Genomic DNA, 22571 nt, shown 5'->3' with positions numbered 1-22571 from the left:
CACGTCAACAAACATCGGAAAACGCGGCTGAGATCAGATTCGTTCCAGCACCTCGATGAAGGCATCGGCGAACTGCACGAGATGTGCGGTCTCCTGATCCGCCGCCTGCACGCGGATCTCCGAGCCATTGGTATCGAGAACGGCAAGCACGACACGCATTTTGGTGCTTGCCGACGGGATGCGCAGAACGGCAATACGCCGGCAATCCTCGATCAGCCCGGCTGCCGGAAGATCGAACAGGAATTCACCGTTTGCATTGGCGGCAGCCGCGCGCACGGCCTCACAGAAGCCCTCTTCACCGCCGTCGTAGCCTTCGAGCGAAAGCTCGAGCTCGAGAAGCTCCATCGGCAGGAAGGACTCGGATGGATCGCTTGCGCCAAGCGATGATACCTGTGGTCTTTCGGTTGTTTCCGATGAAAGCATCACTCTTCTCCTGGTCCTTCCCGTTGTTGGCAAATCCGCCGGGCTGTCTTTTTAGTGACATATCAGATGCTGCTTATTAAAGCCACCACCGCCTTTTGGTGGATTGCGGCCCTTGCGCGGAGACAACAGTTTCAATTTAGGCGAATCTTGCCATAAACAAGTGTGGGTGCTTCTTGCGCTCTCGCAGGCGGTTTGCGCCCACGAATAACCGGTAAGTTTGATGGCCATCCGCTTTGACCGCCCCGTTTCCAATTCGGCCCGCTTTGCGCGGCGCTTCGGGGCGTTTGCATTGGTCCTCTGGGTCGCGGTGCTGGTCGCGCACCGCTTCGGCGGGCTTGCCACGCCCTATCTCGTGCTCCTGCTGCTTGTCTCCATCGGCTTTGCGCTGCTTGCCGCCATGCTTGCGGCCGTCGGCCTCAGAAGCCTCTGGGTGACCGGAGCCGAAGGCGGCCTCGATGCGTTGAAAGCGCTGATCTTTGGAATCCTCCCCTTGGGTTTCGGCGGATTTATCGCTGAGCGCTATTTCACGCTTCCGGCCATCTACGACGTGTCGACGGATGTCGTTTCAGCGCCAGACTGGCTTTCGTCGCCACATGCCGATCAGATCTGGATGAAACGCAATCCCGACGTGTCGCCGCAGGAGCGCGAACAGCAGCTCCTCGCTTATCCGGAACTGACCGGCCGTCGTTATGAAGGCGCGATCGACCGCGTGCTCGAAGCGGTCAAAAAAGTGGCGAAGCTGGATGGCATCACGATCACCAGAAGTGCCGGCGAAGGCGAACCGGTCCGCGACCTCGAGGATGCGCCGTCAAGACCCCAGCCCGGTGGCGATGCCGTCGCCGAAGCGCCCGATCAGGTTCCCGTTCCCACGCCGAGGCCTTATGAGGACGATGTCGCAAAGCTTATTCGCGAGGCAAACGGCGTGACGCTTCAGGGCGAAACCCGCACGCTTATCACCGGCCTGTACTTCGACGTCGTCATCCGGCTGCGCGAAGAAGCCGAAACCACTTTCGTCGACATCCGCGTCGCCTCCCGCTACGGCCAGCACGACCTCGGCCTCAGCGCCGAAATCGCCGACCATTATCTCGAAGCCCTCGATATGGAATTGCTGGGCATTGCGGGGTAAGGCGAGGGCTCAACTGACTTCCTCTTCCAGCCATCCGGCATACCTCACGATCAGCCCGGTCAGCGGCCCGCCGATCTCCACATGAAAATGGAAACGGCTTTCGCGCTCCTCCTCGTAGATATCGCCGCCTGGCGCCAGCACCAAAGGCAGGGGGATGCCGAAAAATCGCCAGCCGCGAATGATGAAACGCAGCTTGGCGCCATCCGGCACCACAGCCATAAGAATCCGGAAAGGCCCGAAATCTTCTGCGAGCAGATGCGCATCCCGCCCCTGGCCCTCCAGTTGCACGCCGCCAAACTCTGCACCGCCGAAATCGCGCGTCCAGAACTCCGTTCTGCCTTTGGTGGTGAAACATACGCGGACCGCAACATCATCCTGCGCTTTCGGAAAGCCCACGGCGGCAGCGATGATTGAGGCCAGGAAGCCGGTCCCGCGCTCCACGCGTGCACGGCCGGAGAGCCTGTGCCCGCCTTCGGCTGTGTCATGCGTCGCGGCAATTGCACGGGGCAGCCGTTCCCAGGCCGAGCCGAGCAGGCGCCGGTAGAGAGGCAGGTTCACCTCTCCCGGTCGAACGTGGCGCGTGCCGCTGTGGATGGCGAAGCGCTCGAAGCATCTTTCGAATGCTTCAAGAGGAAATTCGCCGGCCGCCGAACGCGCACCATCGGCCGGTCGATTGCCATTCGCCAGCTTTCCTATCAGTACCTCCAGCCCGGTGACAGGGATGAATGGCCCGTCATCGCCTTCCGCGACCAGATGCCAGCTTGCTTCGAGCGGCTGGCCGGCCCTATCCGATCCTGAGGCGTGGACGAACATGCCGCCCCTGTGTTCCCCGAAGGCGAAGAGCTTGCTTGCCCGATACATCAACGGGGCAAATGGCAACAGCGAGGGAAGAAGCTTGAGCCGCACCAGTTGCGCCGTTGCGGCCAGCAGCCGTTGCAAGCTCTGCGGCTTTGTCGCCACACCGGTGAATACTGACGAAAGGCCTTCGAACCGCTGAGGCAGAAGATCGAGGTCCGGCGCGTCAACCAGTCGGAAACGGTTGCTTTTGAGCGGGATGCATCCCGGTGCGGCGACCGTCACCCGATGCCATTCGATGAGCCCAAGGCCAGTCGTGGAAATGCCGTTGCGAAAGATCGGCACGGGCTTTCCGGCATAGCTCGCAATCGCCCGCATGACGTTGGGGCCGATGTCGGCATGCGGCGAGGGCGCGATACCCGATGAAACATGGTCGATCCGCGAAAAATCCTGTTCCAGACGGTCGAGCGCGGCAAAGGAGAGAGCGGGAAGGCTGCTCAGTCCCGACAGAACGAATACGCCTGCCGCCCGCGCTTCCGCGTCTAGCGCTGCGATCCCGCGGACGAATTCGCGGCTGTCTGCCAGATCGGCGTAGTCGATGCCGAGAGATATGCAGGCTTTCGGCACGCGATAGGTATCGCCGCCCATCGTCTGAAACGGTCCGGAAGCGTCTACTGTCATGGCGGGCGCGAGTGCTGACAGCTGCTTGTAAACATCGCCGTTGCGGTCGAACTCCACCGGCTCCTTGCCGGCTTTGCCGCCCAGGCTGGACACGAAAGCAGCCGCCTTGGCAAGCGAACGTCCTCCAATCAGCAGGCAGAAGCGCTCGTCGTCGCAAAGAAGCTGCGCCAGCCTGGCGCCGAACGTGCCATAACCGCCGATGATGAGAATGCGAAGTGCCGAACCGCTCATGCCAGGAAGCGGCTCCGTTCCTCGGGCGTGGGCACATAGCATGTTGTCTGGCGCCCGGCGATCTTCAGGCGGTTCCTGGCGACGAACTCATAGAGCCGGTCGGCAAACGGGCGCGGCATGATGTAAAGGATACTGATGAGCGACCAGGGAAAGCCGAGCCGGGCAATCATGCGGATCGAACCCTCGGATTTGAAATGCGCGCGGCCGTCTTCGATCAGGATATTCGTCTCGTAGTCCCGCTCATCCAGGCCGTAGTGCCGGTAAAGTGCCGTGCCGAGCGGCGATTGCGCGGTAAGGAAGCGGTAACGCCCGGCCTTGTCGTGCTTCAGCGCAAATTTCACCCAACCGGAGCAGAAGACGCATTCGCCGTCGAAGATGATGAGCGGTTTGTCGTCCGGAAAGGCCGGAACAGCGGCATCGCTCCGATAGCTATAGTCATACCGTCTCATCGTCCCGCTCCAGCAGCCAATTGATACGCCCCGAAGATCGAAGGCGGTCCGTCCGCCTGCACAATGCCGCGCTCCACCAAATTCTCGATATGTGCGAGGACGGAGAGTGCCGCCGCGCCGTGCAGCTTGGGGTCTGTGTCGCGGTAGATCACCTTCACCATGTCGGGGATCAGCCGGTCGCCCGCCTTAATCCGCTCCACGACGGCGCGCTCGCGCATGCGCCGGTGGGTCTTCAGCGCCCGCATGAAGGAGACGGGACGTTTCACCGGCCCGCCATGGCCGGGGAAAAGCAGGTGGTCGCGGCGTGCGATCAGCTTGTCGAGCGAGACCATGTAATCGGCCATTGAGCCATCCGGCGGCGCAACGATGGAGGTCGCCCAGGCCATGACATGGTCGCCGGAAAAGAGGATGCCGGTGCCTTCGAGCGCGAAAGCCGCGTGGTTTGCGGCGTGTCCCGGTGTCAGCACCGCCGTCAGCGCCCAGCCGTCACCTTTGATTGTCTCGCCGTCGCCAAGTGCGATATCCGGCGCGAAACGCGTATCGGAGCTTTCAGCAAAGGGATTGACCTCGCCGTCATAGAGCGGCCTTGCTGCCCGGTGCATACCTTCGCCGACGGTGATGGCGCCTGTCTCTTTCTGCAACTTCGCGGCAAGCGGCGAGTGGTCGCGATGCGTATGGGTGATGACTATATGCGTGACCGTCCGGCCCTTGAGCGCCTTGATCAGGGCCTCAAAATGCGCTTCGTTCTCAGGCCCCGGATCGATGACGGCGACGGAAGAGGTGCCGACGATGTAGCTGTTGGTGCCGTGGAAGGTGAAAGGGCTCGGATTGTTGGCGGTGATGCGCTGGACCCCCAGCGCAACGTCCACCGCGCGGCCATAGCGAGGCTCGAAGGCAAGATCGAATGTCGGGCTGGGCATGGTTTACTTGTATTCTATCTCGATAAAGGACATCGGCTCGCTTCCGGCATTGACGACATTGTGCTCCGCGCCCGCCTCACGCCGGTAGGCAGCGCCCTTGGCCACGTCGACGCGCCGGCTGCCATCGCGATCCTCGAGCAGGAATTTGCAATCAGTCATCGGCACGACGACATAGCCGAACCCGTGGGTATGCACGCCGGTATCCGCACCCGGCTCGAAATCCCAGCGCGTAATGCGCACCACGGCATCGTCGAGAAGAAGTGTCGCAAGGGCAGGCGGGCGGGCACGGTACTGGCTCATCATCTCTCCTGAGACTTGATCGGGCGAACCAAGACGTAGCATGGCGCAGGAAGAAGCGCACAGAAATATGCCAGAAGCGCAAGTTAGTGATTGTGAGGCAGCCGGACCTTTGCTAATCAGGCCTCGCTTCCGGCAAAGCGGGTTTCCGCTCTCAAGCTCTGGTGGGGCGTCGCCAAGCGGTAAGGCACCGGTTTTTGGTACCGGCATTCCCAGGTTCGAATCCTGGCGCCCCAGCCACGACTGTTCGGGTCCATTCTGGACACAAAGGTTACGGTTTATTCCTGAGACATGGAAGTGGTTCCACACATGCATGTCTCTTCGTCGAAATAGCCAATAAAAGAAAAGGCAGCCTGCAGGCTGCCTTCCCGGACTGATACTGGCCGCGAAACTCAGCTACTGAGCCGTTTCCGGTGCCAGAAACTCCGCACAATAGGACTTGCTGTTTTCGCCCGGGATGTCACCGACGGTGCGGATGGAGCGGATGGTGTAGCTGGAATCGGCGGTCACTTCGACCTGGCAGCGGAGATAGAGCGTGCGGGCGGCAGCGAGCTGCTTGCCGCGCTTGCCGTTTTCGCCTTCGGCATATTTTGCTGGGACACGGATCCTCTTGTAGCCGCCCTTCCACGTGTAGACGGTGGCCGAGCCGTTTTCGGTATCGGCGATCGGCGGGCCGTAGGCGGCGAAGAACTTGCCGGCCGACTGGCCGGTCCAGCGTGCGGAAATCGGATCGCCTGCAGAAGGAATGGTCGTGCAGCCGGCAAGCGCAAAGGCAAGCCCGACCGCGGCAGTGGTGCGGAGTTTCATCTAATCGTCCCTGAATTTGTCGCGCATTCGACGGCGGGAATCGCTGTCTGCCAACGGTTTCCGCTTGTCCCGTGGAGCGCTTTAGCGCGGAACCCGGCAAAAGAAAATTGCCCTGTCTTCGCGATCGCGAAATTTGCCGCGAGTGTGGCTTTTTGTTGCAGTTTTAGGCTGCGCCGGGTCCTGTCGCGCCTCCGTCAAAAATGCGCCGGGTTTTGAAATTTGGTGCTTGCGCAATAAGATGGGCCGGTCTATAGAGGCGCCGCTGGTCACGGAGTGTAGCGCAGTCTGGTAGCGCACCACGTTCGGGACGTGGGGGTCGAGTGTTCGAATCACTCCACTCCGACCAGCCGATTTTCCCGAGTTTCCCTGGTCCCCGGCGAGTATTTGCGCCGCACACTGCGTGCGGCGATCCGTTTGCGCCAGATGCGTAACGCACGCCTCGAACCGCAAGAAAAAGGGGCCGTCCGGCCCCATCTTCAGTCTCAGATATCGCTTGCGGCGTTTTTCCAGAGTTCCGCCGCTTCCGCCGCAGTCATCCGGTGCACATGCGCCTCGTCGCGGCGGGTTGCGAAGATCTCGCTCGCCATAATCTGCTCGGCGAGGTCAGCTGGAAGCGAGAGGATGACGCGTGCGTCACCGGCGTGAAGTCCGCCGAGTTCCGAGCGCTTGCCGGTCACCATGCCGCCGGCGACCGTATTGTTGGTGTCCGGGTCGATGAGGATGAAGGAGCCGGAGGAGCGGTTCTGCTCATAAGGATCGAAGATCGCCGCTTCATCGAAGGCGAGGCGCACTTTGCCGATGGCATTCATGTAAAGCCGCTCGGCCATGTTCCAGGCGCCGGTCTTCAGCTCCAACTGGCTGATGGGCTGTACCTGGACGCGCTGGCGGCGGCTGCCGCTCTTCAGCCAGTAGCGCTTGCCGGCCTCGATGCCTTCCGGCTGCAGCGCCACGATCTGCGCGTCGAAGGCAAGGCCGACCTGCGGCTGGCTGTCGATCGAGACGATCATGTCGCCGCGCGCGACGTCGACCTGTCGGTCGAGCACGAGGGTGATCGCATCGCCCGCGACGGCCGCGTTGCGCACTAGGTCGAAGGTGACGATCTTGGAAACATTGGCGACCATGCCCGATGGCAGGATCATGACGCTGTCGCCCGGCTTCACCGAACCGCCGGCAACCGTGCCTTGATAGCCACGGAAGCTTTCGCCGGGACGCGAGACGCGCTGCACCGAGAGACGGAAGCCGACGGTCTGCGAAGAGCGCACCGTGGCAAGCTCCAGCGTCTCAACCAGCGTCGGACCTGTGTACCAGGGCATGGCGGCTTGGCCGGAATAGACGACGTTTTCCCCCTTCAGCGCCGACATCGGGATCGCGGTGATCTGCTTGACGCCGAGCGATAGGGCAAATTCCTTGAACTCGTGCGTAATCTTCTCGAATCCGGCGCGGTCGTAGCCGGTCAGATCGATCTTGTTGACGGCAAGCACGAACTGCTTGATGCCGAGCAGCGAGGCGATTGTCGCGTGGCGGCGCGTCTGCTCGAGGATCCCGGCGCGGGCATCGACCAGCAGCACGGCGAGATCGGCGGTTGAAGCGCCGGTTGCCATGTTGCGGGTGTACTGTTCGTGGCCGGGTGTATCGGCGACGATGAAGGCGCGCCTGTCGGTCTGGAAATAGCGATAGGCGACATCGATGGTGATGCCCTGTTCGCGCTCCGCCTGCAGGCCGTCCAGGAGCAGTGCGAAGTCGGGCAGGCCGAGATCATTTTGCTTGCCGGTGGAGTCGCGCTGGAGCGTCGCCGCCTGGTCTTCCTTGACGGCCTTGGTGTCCCAGAGCAACCGGCCGATCAGCGTGGATTTGCCGTCGTCGACGCTGCCGCAGGTGATGAGGCGCAATGGCCGCGTGTCGCGCGTGGCCTTCAGCGGCTCGGCGGCAGGCAGGGCGATGGCGGTTGCAGGTGCTGCTGCAGTCATCTCAGAAATATCCTTCACGCTTCTTCTTTTCCATGGAGCCGGACTGATCGCGGTCGATGGCGCGGCCCTGGCGCTCGGAAACAGTTGCGATTTCCAGCTCCGCTATGACGTCTTCAAGGGTGGTGGCGGTGGAGCGGATGGCACCCGTCAGCGGGAAATCGCCGAGGGTACGGAAACGGATCATGCCTTCCTGGCGGACTTCGCCGGGAAGGAGTTCCAGCCGCGGGTCTTCCGCAAGGATCATCATGCCGTCGCGCTCAACGTAGGGGCGCTTCTTCGCATAGTAGAGCGGCACCAGCGGAATGTCTTCGGCCTGGATGTAGCGCCAGATATCGACCTCGGTCCAGTTCGACAGCGGGAAGGCGCGCACGCTCTCGCCCTTGCGGATCTGGCCGTTGTAGATGTTCCAGAGCTCGGGTCGCTGGTTGCGCGGATCCCAGCGGTGGTCCGGCGTGCGGAAGGAATAGATGCGTTCCTTGGCGCGGCTTGCCTCCTCGTCGCGGCGCGCGCCGCCGAAGGCTGCGTCGAACTGTCCGGCGTCAAGCGCCTGGCGCAGCCCCTCGGTCTTCATGATGTCGGTGAAGGTCGCGGAGCCGTGGCTGAAGGGTGTGATTCCTTCGGCGGCGCCGCGCGGATTGATGTGCTCGACCAGGTCCAGGTCGTACTTCTTTGCGGTCTCGTCGCGAAAGGCGATCATCTCCTGGAATTTCCAGCCGGTGTTCACATGCAGCAGCGGGAAGGGCACGCGGCCCGGATAAAAAGCCTTGCGTGCCAGGTGCAGCAGCACCGACGAGTCCTTTCCGATCGAATAGAGCATCACCGGACGCTCGAATTCGGCTGCAACCTCGCGGAAGATATGGATGGACTCGTTTTCCAGAGCCTTCAGGTGCGGATCGAGCGGCGGCTTGGCGCTCTGTGGATTGTTGAGTTCCGTATCCGGACGGCTATCGGGCATTTCCTACTCCAAACTTTCGATCCTTGGCAAGAAGGCATTCGCCCCTCACCTCAACCCTCTCACGGAGAGGGAGTTAAATGCCGCACTCGGCGGCCCGTTTTCCGTCCCAGGGGTGAGGGGCCATGCAGTCGGCCGTCAAACTCACCCTTCCTGACTATCGTGCGGCAACCGCTGTCGCCTCTTCGCCGACATGCAGGCCGCATTCGCGTTTTTCATCCTGTTCCCACCACCAGCGGCCGGCGCGCTCCGGCTCGCCGGGCTTGATGGCGCGCGTGCAAGGCTCGCAGCCGATAGAAGGGTAGCCGCGGGCATGTAGCGGATTAACCGGCACGCTATTGTCGGCGACGTAGGACTTGATTGTCTCGATATCCCAGTCGGCAAGCGGATTGATCTTCAGGAGGTGCCGTTCGGCGTCATATTCCGCAAACGGCGTTTCCGCTCGGTTGGCGGACTGACCGCGGCGCAGCCCGGTGATCCAGATCGTTGCGCCTGCCAGCGCCCGCGCAAGCGGCTTCAGCTTGCGCACGCCACAACAGGCATGCCTGGCTTCGACGCTCTCGTAAAAGCCGTTCATGCCGTATTTTGCCGCATAGGCTTCGATATCGGCCTGCTCTGGCTCGTAGCGGGTGATGTGGATGTCGTACTGGTTTTCGGTTTCTTCGATCAGCGCCAGCGTCTCGGGGAAGAGGCGGCCGGTCTGCAGCGTTACGACGTCGATCGGCAGGCGATGATTGCCGATTTCGGCGGTGATCACCTGGTCTTCGATACCAAGCGATGTCGTGAAGACGACCCTTACGTCGAGGCCGGCGACAAACGACAGGCGTTCGGCCAGGCTCAAGGGCGCAAGTTTCGCATTCAGCGTTTCCGCTTCTTCGATGATATTGACAACAGTCATGAAAAACCCTGTCCTCGATGTTGGCCGGAGTATCGCAGCTTGAGGGCAGATCGCACAGAAAAACGGATTTCGAAAGCGGCGCATACGGGAGCAAATATCTCTCCGAAGCCGCTGCAATGCAGAAAAGCAGCCGCGTCAGGCCAGCATCCGTCGAGGCCGGTTTAATCTCTATAAATTTAGTAGAGTTACACGCTGCCTGTCAATTCGAAATCTGAAGTGATGTCGAAAAAGATGCAGGATGCGCAATTCCAGCGTAGAATTCTGTCCGTTGGCCGAGCAAGAAAAACAGGGCCAAAATGCTTGTCTTCCAAGGCTTTCGCAGGCGCGTTCAAATTCCGTTCATGCTGGCTGTGCAATAGGAGATAGGTAAGCTTCTGAGGTGATGCGGCACGTCGCATCGCTCGTGTGTGTGACGGTCCAAAATGATTACGCAGAAAGCAAAATACGCGCTCCGGGCGCTGACGGTACTGGCTGAAGCCGATGCCGGCGAGCCCGTCATGATTTCCGACATCGCAGCGCAGCAGAAAATTCCGAAGAAGTTCCTCGAGCAGATCCTGCTCGACCTTAAGCATCAGGGTATCGTCGCGAGCCGACGCGGCAAAGCGGGCGGCTATCTGCTGTTGAAGCCCGCCGACATGATCACCTTCGGCGAAATTTTGCGCATCGTCGACGGCCCGATCGCGCCGCTCCCATGCCTTTCGATCACCGCTTATCGCAAGTGCGACGATTGCGACGGCGAGCAGACCTGCAAAATCCGCAGCGTCTTCGCCAAAGTAGCGGATGCAACGCGCAAGGTTCTGTTCTCGACGACGATCGCCGACGCGGTTGCGCCGGCAAGAGGCGCAGAAGTCACCCGCCTTCTCGCCTGACGGCGGCTTCTTCTCTTTCCATGGGCAGTCGCACTTCGCAAAATCATCTCCCTGCTTCAAGATTTGGTGAAAAGCCTTTCAAAGCCGCCGGCATGCGCCAATTCGGACCTGTTCGAAAAAGGGCAGGGAGACTGAAATGCGTGTCTTATCCACAAAGCAGATCGTCTTGAGCGCGGCCCTCGCGACAGCTTTCGCGACCGGCGCTGCGGCGCATCACGGCTGGTCATGGGCCGAGGCCGAGCAGATGGAGTTGAGGGGGACGATCCAGAAGATTTCCATGGGCGGCCCGCATCCCGCGCTTGACGTTGCGACCGCCGATGACGGCGTGTGGCGCGTCGAACTCGGCAATCCGCGCCAGACGGAGCGCTCCGGTTTCGTCGAGGGCTCGGCGAAGAACGGCGATCCGATCGTTGCGATCGGAAACCGTTCGCTGGATCGGAATGAAAAGCGCATGAAGGCCGTGCGAATCACGGTCGGCGAGAAGCGCTACGATATCTATCCTGATCGAATCCAGACGAATTGACCGCATGGTGATCGAACTTCTGGAATGGCTTGCCGCAACGCCGTTCGCCGCCGGGTTGCGACGTTCAGCACTGCTTTACATGTTCGTCAACGCCTCGCATATCCTGTCCATTGGTTTGCTGCTCGGCGCCATCTTGCCGCTCGATCTCAGGTTGATGGGCTTCTTTCCATTGGTCCCGCTTTCGGTGGTCGGACCATTCCTGTCGCGCGCAGCGGCGGTCGGTTTGACGGCGGCGATAGTCACAGGCTTCTGCCTCTTCAGCGTCCGGCCGATGGAATATGCCGGAAACCCAGCATTTTTGGCAAAGATCGGATTGCTGGCCGTGGGCGTTGCCAATGCCGCGATCGTGCACGCCAGGGACAGCTGGCGAAAGGCGATTGCCGGAGTGGTCGTTGCAGCGAGCTTGCGCATTGCAGCTATGGTTTCGGCGGCGGTATGGATTACTGCTCTCGTCGCCGGGCGGTGGATCGGTTTCATATAGTTTTGATTGCGGACAGGATAAGATGGCAAAGAGCAAGAAGGTTTCCCGCGCCTCGCTCATCCGCAAAGCAGTCAACGATTTTCTGAATCGTCATGATCGGACAAAAGAGGCAGAAGCTTTCGGGCTCTGGGGTAATATCGAATACCAGGATAAAGTTCGAAGCGAATGGTGAAAGCGCTCTTCGATACGAACATCCTTGTCGACTATCTCAACGCCATACCGGAAGCCCGCGACGAGCTTGACCGCTATGGACGCCGTGACATGACATCAGCACCATCACTTGGATGGAGGTGTTGATTAGTGCTGATCCCGACGTCGAAGCAGCCGCGCGAAGCTTCTTGAATAACTTCCAGATCATCGCGGTTGATGATGCGATAGCGGAAGGCGCCGTTCGCTTAAGACAGCGCCACCGGATCAAAATGCCGGATGCGATAATCTGGTCGGCCGCCGATACGCATGCGTTGCTCCTGGTGACGCGCAATGCCAAGGACTTTCCGGCGGATAATCCTGGAATCCGCGTCCCATATCTACGCTGATTTGAGAACGTCAAAAAGCCGAGGGCAGCATCTGGCAGCTCCATCACATGAACCTGCCAGGCGCCACCATCGGGGCAACTGCGGATATCCAGTCGCTTGATATCGGCATAGGCGCGAACAACATCCCGGGAGACTGCTGGGCATTCGTGTGCCCTACTAGCTCTGATTACCGGTCGCTCAGTGCCCAGCGCGGATTGACCCAGGGCTCCTGGTTCGAGCGCGGCAGCGGCTGCTTGCCCAGGATATGGTCCGCCGCCTTCTCGCCGGTCATGATCGAGGGGCCATTGAGGTTGCCGTAGGTGATGTGTGGGAAGATCGACGAGTCGGCAACGCGCAGGCCGTCGACCCCGATGACGCGCGTCTCCGGGTCGATCACGGCCATCGGGTCGTTCTTAGCGCCCAGCTTACAGGTGCCGCAGGGGTGGTAGGCGCTTTCCAGATGCTCGCGCAGGAAGCCGTCGATCTCGTCGTCCGTCTGCACCTTCTCGCCCGGCTGGATTTCCGGCCCGCGATAGGGGTCGAAAGCCTGCTGGCCGAAGATCTCGCGGGTGAGGCGCACACAGTGGCGGAATTTCTCCCAGTCATCCGGATGACTCATATAGTTGAAACGGATGATAGGGTCGGCCTTCGGATCGGGCGAGCGCAGGGTGACGGACCCGCGCGACTTCGAGAGATTGTAGCCGACATGCACCTGAAAGCCATGGCTCTTCGCCGCCGCCTTGCCGTCATAGCTGATCGCCACCGGCAGGAAGTGATACTGGATGTCCGGCTGCTTGATTCCGGCTGCCGAGCGCAGGAAGGCGCAGGCTTCGAACTGGTTGGAGGTGCCGAGGCCGGATCTCGTGAACATCCATTGCGCGCCCGCCACGCCCTGCCAGAACCATGGCAGCCAGGAATAGAGCGAAACCGGCTTGGTGCTGACCTGCTGGAAGTAGAATTCCATATGGTCCTGCAGGTTGGCGCCGACGCCTGGCCGGTCGGCCTTCACCTCGATGCCGTGCTCCTGCAAATGAGCGCCAGGGCCGATACCGGAAAGCATCAAGAGCTTCGGTGAATTGAAGGATGAGGCGGAAACGATCACCTCGCGGTTCGCCTTGATGATTTCGACCTTGCCACGGCGCTCGATCTCGACGCCGGTCGCGCGGCCGTTCTCGATAACGATCCTGCGCGCCAGGCCGTAGGCGATGTCGACATTCGGCCGCCTCAGCGCCGGCTTCAGATAAGCGCTCGCCGCAGACCAGCGATGGCCGCGGAAGATGGTCTGCTCCATCAGCCCGAAGCCTTCCTGCTTCGAGCCGTTGTAGTCGTCGGTCACCTCGAAACCCGCCTGCTTGCCGGCTTCGATGAAGGCATGGAACAGCGGGTTGCGAAAGCCGCCGCGTTGCACATGCAGCGGGCCGTCGGTGCCGCGCCAGCCTTCCTCGCCGCCGTGCGAATGCTCCATGCGCTTGAAGTAGGGCAGCACGTCCGCATAGGCCCAGCCGGTGGCGCCGAGCTCTTCCCAACGGTTGTAGTCCTCGGCATGGCCGCGCACATAGACCATGCCGTTGATCGAGGAGGATCCGCCGATCACCTTGCCGCGCGGCGCGGTGATGCGCCGGCCGTTGAGGTTCGGTTCGGGTTCGGAGAGGTAGCCCCAGTTGTAGCGCCTCATGCTCATCGGCCAAGCAAGGGCTGCCGGCATCTGGATGAACGGCCCGAAGTCGCTGCCGCCCGCCTCGATGACGATCACGCTGTTTCTGCCGTCTTCCGAGAGACGATAGGCGAGGGCCGACCCTGCCGAGCCGGAGCCTATGATGACGAAGTCTGCTTGCATGATGGTACACTCAGTATGTGTTGGCCTTCCCCTCCCACAAGCGGGAGGGCTTGGCCTCTTCTCAATAAGGCGCCGCCACTGGCCCCATGCCCACGTAAACCGTCTTCAACTCCGAATAATGATCCAGCGCCGCAAGCGAGTTCTCGCGCCCGAACCCGGATTGCTTCGACCCGCCGAAGGGAATTTCGACCGGGCAGAGATTGTAGGTGTTGATCCAGAGCGTGCCCGCCTCGAGCTGGTCGGCGACGCGGTGGGCGCGCGTCAGATCGGCGGTGAAGACGCCGCCCGAAAGGCCGAATTCGGTGGCGTTCGCACGTTCGATGACTTCGGCTTCGTCGTCGAAATCGAGCACGCACATCACCGGCCCGAAGATCTCCTCGCGGGCAATGGTCATGCCGTCGGTCACGTCGGCAAACACGGTCGGCTGGACGTAATAGCCTTCGCCGGAAACATTGTTCGGAATGCCGCCGCCGGTGACGAGTGTGGCACCCTCGGCCTGGCCCTTGTCGATGTAGCTCAAGACCTTCTGTCGCTGGTCGAAGGAAACCATCGGGCCGAGCTGCGTCGCCTCGTCCATCGGGTCGCCGATCAGGATCGCCTCTGTGCGGGCCTTTAGCCGTTTCAGGAACTCGCCTTTGATCTTCCGATGCACAAAGACGCGGGTGCCGTTCGAGCAGACCTGGCCCGTCGAATAGAAATTGCCGAGCATGGCGCCGCCGATTGCGCTGTCGACATCGGCATCGTCGAAGACGATCAGCGGCGACTTGCCGCCGAGCTCCATCGTCACATGTTTGAGCTGGCCTGCCGCGGAGGCAGCGACCTTGCGGCCGGTCGGCACCGAGCCGGTGAGCGACACCTTTGCCACGTCCTTATGGTTGACGAGAAGCGGGCCAGTGTCGCGGTCTCCCTGGATCACATTGTAAAGGCCATTTGGCAGGCCTGCTTCGTGCAGGATTTCGGCAATCTTCAGCGCGCCGAGCGGCGTGTTTTCCGAAGGCTTGAAGACCATCGCATTGCCCGCAATCAGCGCCGGCGCCCCTTTCCAGCAGGCGATCTGCTGCGGATAGTTCCAGGCGCCGATGCCGACGCAGACGCCGAGCGGCACGCGCTTCGTATAAGCGAAATCGCCGCCGAGCGGGATATAGGAGCCGTTGAGGCCAGCTGCCGCGACGCCGCCGAAGAACTCGAAGCTGTCGGCGCCGGACGTTGGATCGGCGACGATCGTTTCCTGGATCGGCTTGCCGGTATCGAGCGTTTCGAGCTCGGAAAGCTCGCGATTGCGCTCGCGCATGATCTCGGCGGCGCGCTTCAGGATGCGGCCGCGGGCCGTCGGGCTCATCGCCGCCCATTCCGGCTGTGCGCGCTTGGCAGCCGCGATCGCTTTCTCGACGATGGCAGGCGTTGCCGCATGCAGCCGCGCGATCACTTCGCCGGTTGCCGGATAGATGCTTTCGATGACGCTGCCCGCTTCGTCCTCGACATATTCGCCGTCGATGAAGTGCGACGCTTTCGGCTGGGCTTTCATAATTCAATCCTTTGCTTTGTCCGACAGGGCAAAAATAAAGCCCCGCATTCCTGTGCGGTCAGCCTCATTCGATCCCCCTTAACTGCATCGTCACATAATCCTCCGTCAGCCCGATCGAAGCCTCGATGTTGATCGGCGCCGATTTCAGACTTTGGCGGATATAGAGCCCGTCGATCATCGCAGCAGCGCCTTCGGCGATGCGTCCTGCGGCATCCGGCGGGCAAAGTCTCTTGAGGTTGGCCAGCAGGTTCGAACGCAGCCGGCGGGCATAGATGACGAGGAAACGGCGCGTCTCTTCCGAGCGTTGCGCCTCGGCATAAAAGGCGAGCCATGCGGCGATCGTTTCCGGCGCAAACTGATCGGCCTGGAAGCTGACGCGGATGACGGCAGAGAGCTTTTCGCGCGGTGTCCCGGCAGCCTTCAGCGCTGTCACCGTGTCGTCACGCAACTGCCTGAGCAGCGAACGGACCGTCTCGACCAGCAGTTGCTCCTTGCTGCCGAAATAGTGGTGCGCAAGGGCAGGAGAGACGCCGGCCTGGCGGGCGATATCCGACATGGTGACGCTCAGCGAGCCGTGATCTGCGATTGCGCGCAGCGCAGCGTCGACAAGCGCCTTTCGGCGTAGAGGTTCCATTCCGATTTTTGGCACGAGCTCAGCTCCGACAATTCAGCGCATATTATTTTTGATTGACTGATCAATCAATAAAAATCTTTTGGCGGAGTTTGAGAAGCCTCAACCCTTTCCGACACGCGATTCTGCAGCATATCAACAGCTATCAGGAGGTGTGTCATGGCTAACGTCTTCGATGGGGCGCCGTCCTCGGCCCTACAGTCGAAATGGATATGGTTCGTGGGTCTCGGCATGCTGCTGTTGATCTGCGGCCTGATCGCAGTCGGAAATCTGCTTCTCGCCACCGTGGTGTCGGTCTATTCCGTGGGAATGCTGATGGTCTTCGGCGGGATCGTCTATCTCATCCACGCCTTTCAGGTGCGCGGCTGGGAGCACATCCTTTTCTGGGCGCTAAGCGGTGTACTTTACGTGCTTGCAGGCATATGCGCCTTCATCAATCCGATCCTTACCTCCGCTGCCCTGACGCTCTTTCTCGCTGTCGCTCTGCTTGTTGCCGGCGTCTTCCGCGTTTTTATCGGCCGCCGCATGAAGCCGCTCAAGGGCTGGGGCTGGATTGTCGCAAGCGGCGTGGTTACCGCGCTCGCAGGCTTTATCATCGCGCTCGGCTGGCCGGTCAACAGTCTCTGGGTCCTCGGTCTTTTCCTCGCGGTCGATCTCATTTTGCAGGGATGGACGATGATCGCGTTCGGCATTGGCCTTCGAAGCGTGCAATGAGGCTGTCCACAGGCTGTGCTCACGGAATGTTTCTTTTTTGACAAGCATGTGAGGCGAGACTAAAATTCAAAAGATACCAAGGAGCCGGCAGACGACATTGCCGGAACAGATGTCATGAGTGGTCATGCATCCCGCGTAGGGCAGGTTCTGCCCCATAGAAAAACAAGGGAGGAAGTTCATGCCGATGGTCACAGTTTCCATATCACCGGTCCAGGCAGCGGGCATTCGCGATGCCGTCGATCATGGCGGCTATGCATCGAGCAGCGAGGTTGTCCGTGAGGCGCTGCGCCTGTGGGATGCCGCCCGCAAGCTGGCAGAATATCGCAATGACGTTCTAAATGACGATGACCGCGCGAGTGGGGGCCGCTGCGTTGCAGACATGTTTGCCGATCACGAAGCGGAGCGCCGCCGATCCGCCTAGGTCGGACCTAAGCCATTGATCGGAATGCTGAAACATTCCGGTCCGCAACTTTCACAAAAGTTTCACATTGGCGAAAGGGTTCGTTGATGCTTTTTCACCATCTTCGCTGCGAAAAAGAAGACTTCACAGTGGAGAATTTGGCATGTCTTTGGCTGCCGCCGTCGAACCGGGCGTATTGCGCCGTTACGCCAGCGATCAGATCGTGACGCTTGCAAAACTCGTCATCGAAAATGCGTTCCAGCCGATTGTCGAGGCGGGGACGGGCACGGTCTTCGGCTACGAGTCCCTGATGCGCGGGCAGGAACGCATCGGCTTCGATTCCCCTGTTGAAATCCTCGATGAGGCGGATCGCGCTGGCCAGCTGCTGCAACTGGAGCAGATGGTCGCCAGCCGCGCGCTCGCCAAGTTCGCGACGCTCGGGAATTATTCGACCTCGACCCTTTTCCTCAATCTCGACGTCCGGCTGATCCCGCACGGCGACCGCCTGATTGAAACGCTCCTCCAGCACCTGAAGGCCGCCAACATCCCGCCGTCCTCCGTCTGCTTCGAATTCTCCGAGCGTTTCGACAACACCAGCGTGCCGGAATTCGAGGCGCTGGTATCCAAGTTCCGCAAGACCGGCTTCAAGCTGGCAATCGACGACTTCGGCGTCGGTCACGGTGAAATGAAGCTCCTTTGCGACTATGCCGTGGATTACCTCAAGATCGACCGTCACTTCGTCGCCGACATCGACCGCAAGCCGCGCAAGCGCCACCTGTTGAAAAATATCGTCAACATCGCCCATGTGCTCGGCACGCGGGTGATCGCGGAAGGCATCGAAACCGAAGCGGAATTCCTGGCTTGCCGTGAATATGGCGTCGATCTCGTCCAAGGCTGGTTCATTGCCCGACCGACGCCGCATACGTCCGAGCTCGTGTCCTCGTTTGCGCATCTGCAGGATCTCGGCAAGAGCAAGCACAACACGCAATCGCTCGATGAAATCCTTATCCGCAAACAGATTGAAGTGCTGCCGACGGTCTATGAGAACGACAGCATCGACACGGTCTTCGAGCTCTTTCGCCGAAATCCGCGCCAGGCCTTCTTCCCGGTGTTGAATGCCAATGGCGAGCCGCGCGGCATCATCCATGAGCACCATCTCAAGGAATATATCTACCAGCCCTTCGGCCGCGATCTCCTGAAGAACAAGGTCTATGGCCGTACGATTTCACACTTCGTCGAAATGGCACCGATCGTCGGTCTCGATTCCGATGCCGAGCGGTTGATGACGATCTTCGCCAATATGGAAGGCAGCAACTGCCTGATCCTTACGGACAACATGCGCTATGCCGGCGTCGTCTCCGCTGCCTCGCTCATCAAGGTCATCAACGAAAAGCAGCTGAAGACCGCGCAGGACCAGAACCCGCTGACCGGCCTGCCGGGCAACCGCGCCATCCGCGATTTCATGCGCCAGGCCGGTCGCGACGGCGACGAGGTACGGCATTTCTGCTATTGCGACTTCGACAACTTCAAGCCTTTCAACGATGCTTATGGTTTTCATCTCGGCGACCACGCGATCTCGCTCTTCGCCGCGCTGATGCGCCGTTACTTCTTCACCGAGCGTCATTTCCTCGGCCATGTCGGGGGCGACGACTTCTTCATCGGCGTCATCGGATGGACGAAGGAGGAACTGACCGAGATTCTTGACCGGCTCATCAGCGATTTCCACGAAGACGTCCGCGATCTCTATTCCGACGAGGACCGCGCTGCCGGGCGCATTCGCGGTCATGACCGTGCCGGTGCGGAAGCGCTTTTCCCGCTGATGCGCTGCTCGATCGGTGTCCTTGAACTGCCGGAAGGCTTGGTGATCGACGACATCAATCGTGTCAGCGCCGAAATCGCGCACATCAAGGCCGAAGCGAAGGAAAGCACAGAAGGGTTGATCTTCCATCCGCTGGGCGAGGCGAATTGACGCCTTTGCCACTTCTCTCCTTCCCAAGCACCGGGCGCTGAATTATCTCCTGGACTTTCGGAAAGAGGAGGCCGTCATGCCCTTGCCAGCGAACATGCGTTTCGTCGACCTGCCGTGCTTCGGTGCCCCGGAAGTCATGAGAATTGCGATCGGACCTGTTCCGGTGCCCGGCGAGGGGCAGATTCTCGTTCGCATGCAGGCGATCGGCATCAACCGTCCGGATGTGGCGCAGCGCCAGGGAACATACCCGCCGCCGAAGGATGCGAGTCCCATTCTCGGGCTCGAGCTTGCCGGCGAAGTGGCCGCGATCGGTCCGGGCGTTGCCGGATTCTCGGTCGGCGACAAGGTCTGCGGCCTCGCCAATGGCGGTGCCTATGCCGAATATTGCTTGCTGCCCGTTGGCCAGGTTTTACCGTTTCCGAGGGGCTACGATGCGGTGAAAGCCGCAGCCCTGCCGGAGACCTTCTTCACGGTCTGGGCGAACCTCTTCCAGATGGCCGGCTTGACGGAGGGTGAAAGCGTTCTCATCCACGGCGGCTCCAGCGGCATCGGCACCACGGCGATCCAGCTCGCCCGCGCCTTCGGCGCCGAGGTCTATGCGACCGCAGGCTCGGCGCAGAAATGCGAGACCTGCGAAAGGCTCGGCGCGAAGCGGGCGATCAACTACAAGAGCGAGGATTTCGCCGAAGCCATCAAGGCCGAGACCGATGGTCATGGCGTCGATGTCGTACTTGACATGATCGGCGCTGCCTATTTCGAAAGGAATATCGCATCGCTCGCCAGGGACGGCTGCCTGTCGATCATCGCTTTGCTGGGCGGCGCGGTCGCTGAAAGGGTCAACCTCGCGCCGATCATGGCCAAGCGCCTGACCGTTACCGGCTCGACGATGCGTCCGCGCACTGCAGAAGAAAAGCGCGCCATCCGCGACGACCTTCTCTCCCAGGTCTGGCCGCTCCTCGAATCCGGCAAGGTCGCCCCCGTCATCCACAGGACCTTTGCCTTCGAGGATGTCGCCGAAGCGCACAGGCTGATGGAAACGAGCAGCCATATCGGCAAGATCACGCTGACCGTTTGAGGTCAGCTTCGGACCAGCATCGATGCACAAGGTAAAACTGATCCTGGCCGTATGTGAGTCTCCGGGGTCGCTGAACTGTCGTCTGAAGCGAAACCCGGCCCCGAACTGCGCATCTTGATGTGGCGTTGATTGCGCGTCGTACGGTCCTTACGAGGAATGCAATGGCTCTATTCCACTCTTGCCCCATCTGCCGCAGCAGGATTCCGCATTTCGTGCCGCTTCCGCGGTATTATATCGACAAGGCGACCGAACATGGCTTTCCTTATCGGGTCGATGAATTCGAAACGATCAATCATGAGGCTTATAGTTGCCCCAACTGCCACTCGAGCGACCGCGACAGGCTCTATGCCCTGTTCCTGACGCCTGTGTTTCAGCGCCTCAACCAAGCGCAGCCGTTCCGGTTTCTCGATATCGCCCCAGGCCGCTCTTTGAGCTTCTGGCTGAAAAGCCACCCGCACATCTTCTATCGCAGCTGCGACATGTATATGCCGGAGGCGGACGACAAGGCGGACATTCACAATCTGCCTTACGCGGATGAGACTTTCGATTTTGTTCTGTGCTCGCACGTGCTCGAACACGTCGACGATCCGGTGCGCGCCACCTCAGAAATACGGCGTGTTCTCAAGCAGAACAGTATTGCCATCCTGATGGCGCCGATCTGCCTGTCGATCCAGGACAACTATGAAAATCCCGAAGTGACGACGCCTGAGGGGCGCTGGCAGCATTTCGGCCAGGATGACCATGTGCGCATCTTCTCGAAGCCGGGATTCGTCGATGTGATCCAGCGGTCAGGCCTTGCGGTGCAGGAGGTTCCGGTCAGCGAGTTCCTGACTCCCGAAGTCTGCGACACCTACGGCATCGGCCTCCGCTCCGTTCTCTATCTCGGCGTGAAGCAGCAGGCTGTCCAGCAAGAGCCGGAGCGCAGCGTCGCCTGAGATCGGCAAGCTCTTAGTCATGAAGAGGCGCCCCGAGGCGCCTTTTTAATTTCGGCCTTCTCTCAGCGTCAGTGCCGCCGCGATCGTGACGATGCCGGGGAGCGCCATGGCGGCGTAGAGCCAGTGGGCTGCCGAGATGCTGCCGGCAATGCCGCCCGGTGTGAGGAGCCCTGTGCTGTTGGCAATGACGCCCGCGACCGCCGCGCCGAAAGCGCCGCCGAGGGACTGCACGGTCGAGATCGCTGCCGATGCCTTGTCCTGCTCGGCACTGCTGACAAGGCGCAGCACCTTTGTCACCAGATGCGCCCATCCGAGGCCGACGCCGAAACCCATCATCAGCATTGCGACAGCCGCCGGTCCGAGAATTGCAAGGTTCGCCATCTGGTTGTCTCGGGCGAGAAAGATCGCGAGGAAAACGGTTGCCAGCGCTTCGATGATGCAGCCGGCGACGATCGCGTTGCTCGCGCGCCTGCCGGTCAGAGAGCCGCTGAAGAAGGCGGCGATCGTCCATCCGAGCGCGACAAGGGCAGTCAGATAGCCGGAAATCAGCGGCGTCACGCCATGCAGAGCCTGCAGGAAATAGGGAATATAGATGTCGCTGACGAGGATGAACAGTAGCACGAACATGATGAGGTAGACGCGCGCAACCGGCTTTGCGAGCATGACCGCGCCGGTCGGCAGAAGCCGGTTGTCGCCTCGACGTTCCGTCACCAGCATCAGTGAGATCGAGATGACGGACACGGCAATCAGTGCAGCCTTCGTGACCACATGCTCGACGGTGCCCGCGATGCTGACGAACAGCACGGCGACAAGCAGCAGGCAGATCTGCCAGACCGGCGTCTTGCCGTGCGCGCGGTCGTCCGTTGCTTTCGGTAGCAGCCATGGCGCAAGAACGGCCATCAGCAGACCGAGCGGCACGATGATGATGAAGGCGTATCGCCACGCACTCCCTTGCGAAAACAGGCCGCCTGCACTCGGCCCGAGCAGGGTCGCAACACCCCAGATTGCGGCATAGAGCGTGGAGGCTTTTGGCCAGAGCGGCTCCGGATAGGCGAAGCGGACGAATGCATAGGCAAGCGCTGCAAGGATGCCGGCGCCGAAACCCTGAACGGCGCGCCCGGCGAGTACCACTTCCATGACAGGGGCGACGGCGCAGATGAGGCTGCCTGTTGCGAAAATCAGGGCGCCACAGACATAGGCGCCACGCAAGCCCATACCGCGCGGCCGCATGGCGACGAAGATCGAACCGAGCACGGCGGCGGCAACGAAGAGCGTCGTCACCCAGGCAAGTAGCGGCAAGCCGCCAATATCGCGGACGATCGAGGGGGCGACTGTGGCGGTGATATAGCTCTCGATTGCATAGAGCGTCACGCCGCCGCCGAGCATCAGCGTGGCGGGCAGCAAGGCCGGCGTGAAAAGCTGGAAGACGGATGAGTGCGGCGCAGCGGCCTGATCGACACTGGTCATGACAATTACCTTGATGTTTTCCCTAGCGGCTCATTATTTTCCAAGATATAAATTGGAAAATTACATGCATGTCTCATTAAAGCA

24 protein-coding genes and 2 tRNA genes are annotated in these 22571 nt (G+C 60.8%); 13 read left to right on the top strand and 13 right to left on the bottom strand.

Going from position 1 to position 22571, the window contains the following annotated elements; genetic code table 11:
• Window positions 1–33 precede the first annotated feature (33 nt).
• Complete coding sequence (locus BLP23_RS02465; RefSeq protein WP_092583393.1) at window positions 34–423, bottom strand: hypothetical protein; 390 nt, start codon at window positions 421–423, stop codon at window positions 34–36.
• A 220-nt stretch (window positions 424–643) separates the two neighbouring features.
• On the opposite strand from BLP23_RS02465, the gene BLP23_RS02460 reads away from it, so the two are divergent.
• Window positions 644–1549, top strand: a complete 906-nt coding sequence (locus tag BLP23_RS02460; RefSeq protein ID WP_092583392.1) for a DUF1499 domain-containing protein — start codon at window positions 644–646, stop codon at window positions 1547–1549.
• A gap of 9 nt (window positions 1550–1558) precedes the next feature.
• On the opposite strand, the gene BLP23_RS02455 is transcribed toward BLP23_RS02460, so the two are convergent.
• From BLP23_RS02455 to BLP23_RS02440, 4 genes are read right to left on the bottom strand one after another with little or no spacing between them, the layout of a single operon-like run.
• Entirely contained in the window at window positions 1559–3256 is a 1698-nt protein-coding gene (locus BLP23_RS02455; RefSeq protein WP_092583391.1) for a saccharopine dehydrogenase family protein, read from the bottom strand.
• Window positions 3253–3705 (bottom strand): thiol-disulfide oxidoreductase DCC family protein, encoded by a 453-nt coding sequence (locus BLP23_RS02450; protein WP_092583390.1) that lies wholly within the window; start codon window positions 3703–3705, stop codon window positions 3253–3255. The genes BLP23_RS02455 and BLP23_RS02450 overlap by 4 nt, the downstream gene beginning before the upstream one ends.
• Window positions 3702–4625, bottom strand: coding sequence for an MBL fold metallo-hydrolase (locus BLP23_RS02445; RefSeq protein WP_092583389.1), 924 nt, complete (start codon window positions 4623–4625; stop codon window positions 3702–3704). The genes BLP23_RS02450 and BLP23_RS02445 overlap by 4 nt, the downstream gene beginning before the upstream one ends.
• A gap of 3 nt (window positions 4626–4628) precedes the next feature.
• A complete protein-coding gene (locus tag BLP23_RS02440) occupies window positions 4629–4925 on the bottom strand; it encodes a cupin domain-containing protein (protein WP_022716426.1) in 297 nt (98 codons plus the stop codon).
• Between the two features lie 162 nt (window positions 4926–5087).
• Here BLP23_RS02440 and BLP23_RS02435 point away from each other — a divergent pair.
• Window positions 5088–5162 (top strand) — tRNA-Gln (locus tag BLP23_RS02435).
• Window positions 5163–5318: 156 nt separating this feature from the next.
• On the opposite strand, the gene BLP23_RS02430 is transcribed toward BLP23_RS02435, so the two are convergent.
• Complete coding sequence (locus BLP23_RS02430; RefSeq protein WP_092583388.1) at window positions 5319–5729, bottom strand: hypothetical protein; 411 nt, start codon at window positions 5727–5729, stop codon at window positions 5319–5321.
• A gap of 269 nt (window positions 5730–5998) precedes the next feature.
• Between BLP23_RS02430 and BLP23_RS02425 the strand changes: the two genes are divergently transcribed.
• Window positions 5999–6075, top strand: a tRNA-Pro gene (locus BLP23_RS02425).
• Window positions 6076–6211: 136 nt separating this feature from the next.
• Here the strand turns inward: BLP23_RS02425 and cysN are convergent.
• From cysN to BLP23_RS02410, 3 genes are all read right to left on the bottom strand, one after another.
• Complete coding sequence (cysN, locus tag BLP23_RS02420; RefSeq protein ID WP_092583387.1) at window positions 6212–7696, bottom strand: sulfate adenylyltransferase subunit CysN; 1485 nt, start codon at window positions 7694–7696, stop codon at window positions 6212–6214.
• A 1-nt stretch (window position 7697) separates the two neighbouring features.
• The gene (gene cysD / locus BLP23_RS02415) at window positions 7698–8651 is read right to left on the bottom strand and encodes a sulfate adenylyltransferase subunit CysD (RefSeq protein WP_022716380.1); all 954 of its coding nucleotides are present in this window, start codon (window positions 8649–8651) and stop codon (window positions 7698–7700) included.
• 154 nt (window positions 8652–8805) lie between these two features.
• Window positions 8806–9546 (bottom strand): phosphoadenylyl-sulfate reductase, encoded by a 741-nt coding sequence (locus BLP23_RS02410; RefSeq protein ID WP_092583386.1) that lies wholly within the window; start codon window positions 9544–9546, stop codon window positions 8806–8808.
• 422 nt (window positions 9547–9968) lie between these two features.
• Between BLP23_RS02410 and BLP23_RS02405 the strand changes: the two genes are divergently transcribed.
• The 5 genes from BLP23_RS02405 (at window position 9969) to BLP23_RS02390 (ending at window position 11955) form a co-directional block, all read left to right on the top strand.
• Window positions 9969–10415, top strand: a complete 447-nt coding sequence (locus tag BLP23_RS02405; protein ID WP_092583385.1) for an RrF2 family transcriptional regulator — start codon at window positions 9969–9971, stop codon at window positions 10413–10415.
• Window positions 10416–10551: 136 nt separating this feature from the next.
• Complete coding sequence (locus BLP23_RS02400; RefSeq protein ID WP_092583384.1) at window positions 10552–10938, top strand: DUF6152 family protein; 387 nt, start codon at window positions 10552–10554, stop codon at window positions 10936–10938.
• Window positions 10939–10945: 7 nt separating this feature from the next.
• Complete coding sequence (locus BLP23_RS02395; protein WP_167363837.1) at window positions 10946–11419, top strand: DUF6644 family protein; 474 nt, start codon at window positions 10946–10948, stop codon at window positions 11417–11419.
• Between the two features lie 22 nt (window positions 11420–11441).
• On the top strand, window positions 11442–11591 hold the full coding sequence (locus tag BLP23_RS33565; RefSeq protein WP_167363820.1) for a hypothetical protein: 150 nt from the start codon (window positions 11442–11444) through the stop codon (window positions 11589–11591).
• A gap of 121 nt (window positions 11592–11712) precedes the next feature.
• A complete protein-coding gene (locus BLP23_RS02390; RefSeq protein WP_233426614.1) occupies window positions 11713–11955 on the top strand; it encodes a PIN domain-containing protein in 243 nt (80 codons plus the stop codon).
• A gap of 166 nt (window positions 11956–12121) precedes the next feature.
• Here the strand turns inward: BLP23_RS02390 and betA are convergent, their stop codons facing one another.
• The 3 genes from betA to betI form a co-directional block, all read right to left on the bottom strand.
• Window positions 12122–13771, bottom strand: a complete 1650-nt coding sequence (gene betA / locus BLP23_RS02385; protein ID WP_092583382.1) for a choline dehydrogenase — start codon at window positions 13769–13771, stop codon at window positions 12122–12124.
• A 61-nt stretch (window positions 13772–13832) separates the two neighbouring features.
• Complete coding sequence (gene betB, locus BLP23_RS02380; RefSeq protein WP_092583381.1) at window positions 13833–15296, bottom strand: betaine-aldehyde dehydrogenase; 1464 nt, start codon at window positions 15294–15296, stop codon at window positions 13833–13835.
• Window positions 15297–15360: 64 nt separating this feature from the next.
• Window positions 15361–15945, bottom strand: a complete 585-nt coding sequence (betI, locus tag BLP23_RS02375; protein WP_092583380.1) for a transcriptional regulator BetI — start codon at window positions 15943–15945, stop codon at window positions 15361–15363.
• 141 nt (window positions 15946–16086) lie between these two features.
• On the opposite strand from betI, the gene BLP23_RS02370 reads away from it, so the two are divergent.
• The 5 genes from BLP23_RS02370 (at window position 16087) to BLP23_RS02350 (ending at window position 21020) form a co-directional block, all read left to right on the top strand.
• A complete protein-coding gene (locus BLP23_RS02370) occupies window positions 16087–16641 on the top strand; it encodes an HdeD family acid-resistance protein (RefSeq protein WP_092583379.1) in 555 nt (184 codons plus the stop codon).
• A 178-nt stretch (window positions 16642–16819) separates the two neighbouring features.
• On the top strand, window positions 16820–17062 hold the full coding sequence (locus BLP23_RS02365; protein ID WP_092583378.1) for a ribbon-helix-helix domain-containing protein: 243 nt from the start codon (window positions 16820–16822) through the stop codon (window positions 17060–17062).
• A 142-nt stretch (window positions 17063–17204) separates the two neighbouring features.
• Window positions 17205–19010 (top strand): GGDEF domain-containing protein, encoded by a 1806-nt coding sequence (locus tag BLP23_RS02360; protein ID WP_208603114.1) that lies wholly within the window; start codon window positions 17205–17207, stop codon window positions 19008–19010.
• Window positions 19011–19086: 76 nt separating this feature from the next.
• A complete protein-coding gene (locus BLP23_RS02355; RefSeq protein ID WP_092583376.1) occupies window positions 19087–20085 on the top strand; it encodes an NAD(P)H-quinone oxidoreductase in 999 nt (332 codons plus the stop codon).
• 212 nt (window positions 20086–20297) lie between these two features.
• Window positions 20298–21020: a class I SAM-dependent methyltransferase gene (locus BLP23_RS02350; protein WP_233426613.1), complete on the top strand. Its 723-nt coding sequence runs from the start codon at window positions 20298–20300 to the stop codon at window positions 21018–21020.
• Window positions 21021–21065: 45 nt separating this feature from the next.
• Here BLP23_RS02350 and BLP23_RS02345 read toward each other — a convergent pair whose 3' ends face one another.
• Window positions 21066–22487, bottom strand: coding sequence for an MFS transporter (locus BLP23_RS02345; RefSeq protein ID WP_092583374.1), 1422 nt, complete (start codon window positions 22485–22487; stop codon window positions 21066–21068).
• Between the last annotated feature and the right edge of the window lie 84 nt (window positions 22488–22571).

Origin of the sequence: Rhizobium mongolense subsp. loessense (genome assembly GCF_900099775.1) — a bacterium.
In the GTDB taxonomy this organism is placed as follows: Bacteria; Pseudomonadota; Alphaproteobacteria; order Rhizobiales; family Rhizobiaceae; genus Rhizobium; species Rhizobium loessense.
This window is presented reverse-complemented; position numbering and strand designations above follow the sequence as displayed.

What these genes read in the sequence shown, in the direction of transcription:
- cysD (WP_022716380.1), bottom strand. Translation starts at nt 8,651, where the DNA reads ATGCCCGATAGCCGTCCGGATACGGAACTCAACAATCCACAGAGCGCC.
- betA (WP_092583382.1), bottom strand. Translation starts at nt 13,771, where the DNA reads ATGCAAGCAGACTTCGTCATCATAGGCTCCGGCTCGGCAGGGTCGGCC.
- BLP23_RS02455 (WP_092583391.1), bottom strand. Translation starts at nt 3,256, where the DNA reads ATGAGCGGTTCGGCACTTCGCATTCTCATCATCGGCGGTTATGGCACG.
- BLP23_RS02445 (WP_092583389.1), bottom strand. Translation starts at nt 4,625, where the DNA reads ATGCCCAGCCCGACATTCGATCTTGCCTTCGAGCCTCGCTATGGCCGC.
- BLP23_RS02405 (WP_092583385.1), top strand. Translation starts at nt 9,969, where the DNA reads ATGATTACGCAGAAAGCAAAATACGCGCTCCGGGCGCTGACGGTACTG.
- BLP23_RS02355 (WP_092583376.1), top strand. Translation starts at nt 19,087, where the DNA reads ATGCCCTTGCCAGCGAACATGCGTTTCGTCGACCTGCCGTGCTTCGGT.
- cysN (WP_092583387.1), bottom strand. Translation starts at nt 7,696, where the DNA reads ATGACTGCAGCAGCACCTGCAACCGCCATCGCCCTGCCTGCCGCCGAG.
- BLP23_RS02345 (WP_092583374.1), bottom strand. Translation starts at nt 22,487, where the DNA reads ATGACCAGTGTCGATCAGGCCGCTGCGCCGCACTCATCCGTCTTCCAG.
- BLP23_RS02360 (WP_208603114.1), top strand. Translation starts at nt 17,205, where the DNA reads ATGTCTTTGGCTGCCGCCGTCGAACCGGGCGTATTGCGCCGTTACGCC.
- BLP23_RS02410 (WP_092583386.1), bottom strand. Translation starts at nt 9,546, where the DNA reads ATGACTGTTGTCAATATCATCGAAGAAGCGGAAACGCTGAATGCGAAA.
- BLP23_RS02460 (WP_092583392.1), top strand. Translation starts at nt 644, where the DNA reads ATGGCCATCCGCTTTGACCGCCCCGTTTCCAATTCGGCCCGCTTTGCG.
- BLP23_RS02400 (WP_092583384.1), top strand. Translation starts at nt 10,552, where the DNA reads ATGCGTGTCTTATCCACAAAGCAGATCGTCTTGAGCGCGGCCCTCGCG.
- BLP23_RS02450 (WP_092583390.1), bottom strand. Translation starts at nt 3,705, where the DNA reads ATGAGACGGTATGACTATAGCTATCGGAGCGATGCCGCTGTTCCGGCC.
- BLP23_RS02370 (WP_092583379.1), top strand. Translation starts at nt 16,087, where the DNA reads ATGGCTAACGTCTTCGATGGGGCGCCGTCCTCGGCCCTACAGTCGAAA.
- BLP23_RS02465 (WP_092583393.1), bottom strand. Translation starts at nt 423, where the DNA reads ATGCTTTCATCGGAAACAACCGAAAGACCACAGGTATCATCGCTTGGC.
- BLP23_RS02365 (WP_092583378.1), top strand. Translation starts at nt 16,820, where the DNA reads ATGCCGATGGTCACAGTTTCCATATCACCGGTCCAGGCAGCGGGCATT.
- BLP23_RS02430 (WP_092583388.1), bottom strand. Translation starts at nt 5,729, where the DNA reads ATGAAACTCCGCACCACTGCCGCGGTCGGGCTTGCCTTTGCGCTTGCC.
- BLP23_RS02440 (WP_022716426.1), bottom strand. Translation starts at nt 4,925, where the DNA reads ATGAGCCAGTACCGTGCCCGCCCGCCTGCCCTTGCGACACTTCTTCTC.
- BLP23_RS33565 (WP_167363820.1), top strand. Translation starts at nt 11,442, where the DNA reads ATGGCAAAGAGCAAGAAGGTTTCCCGCGCCTCGCTCATCCGCAAAGCA.
- betB (WP_092583381.1), bottom strand. Translation starts at nt 15,296, where the DNA reads ATGAAAGCCCAGCCGAAAGCGTCGCACTTCATCGACGGCGAATATGTC.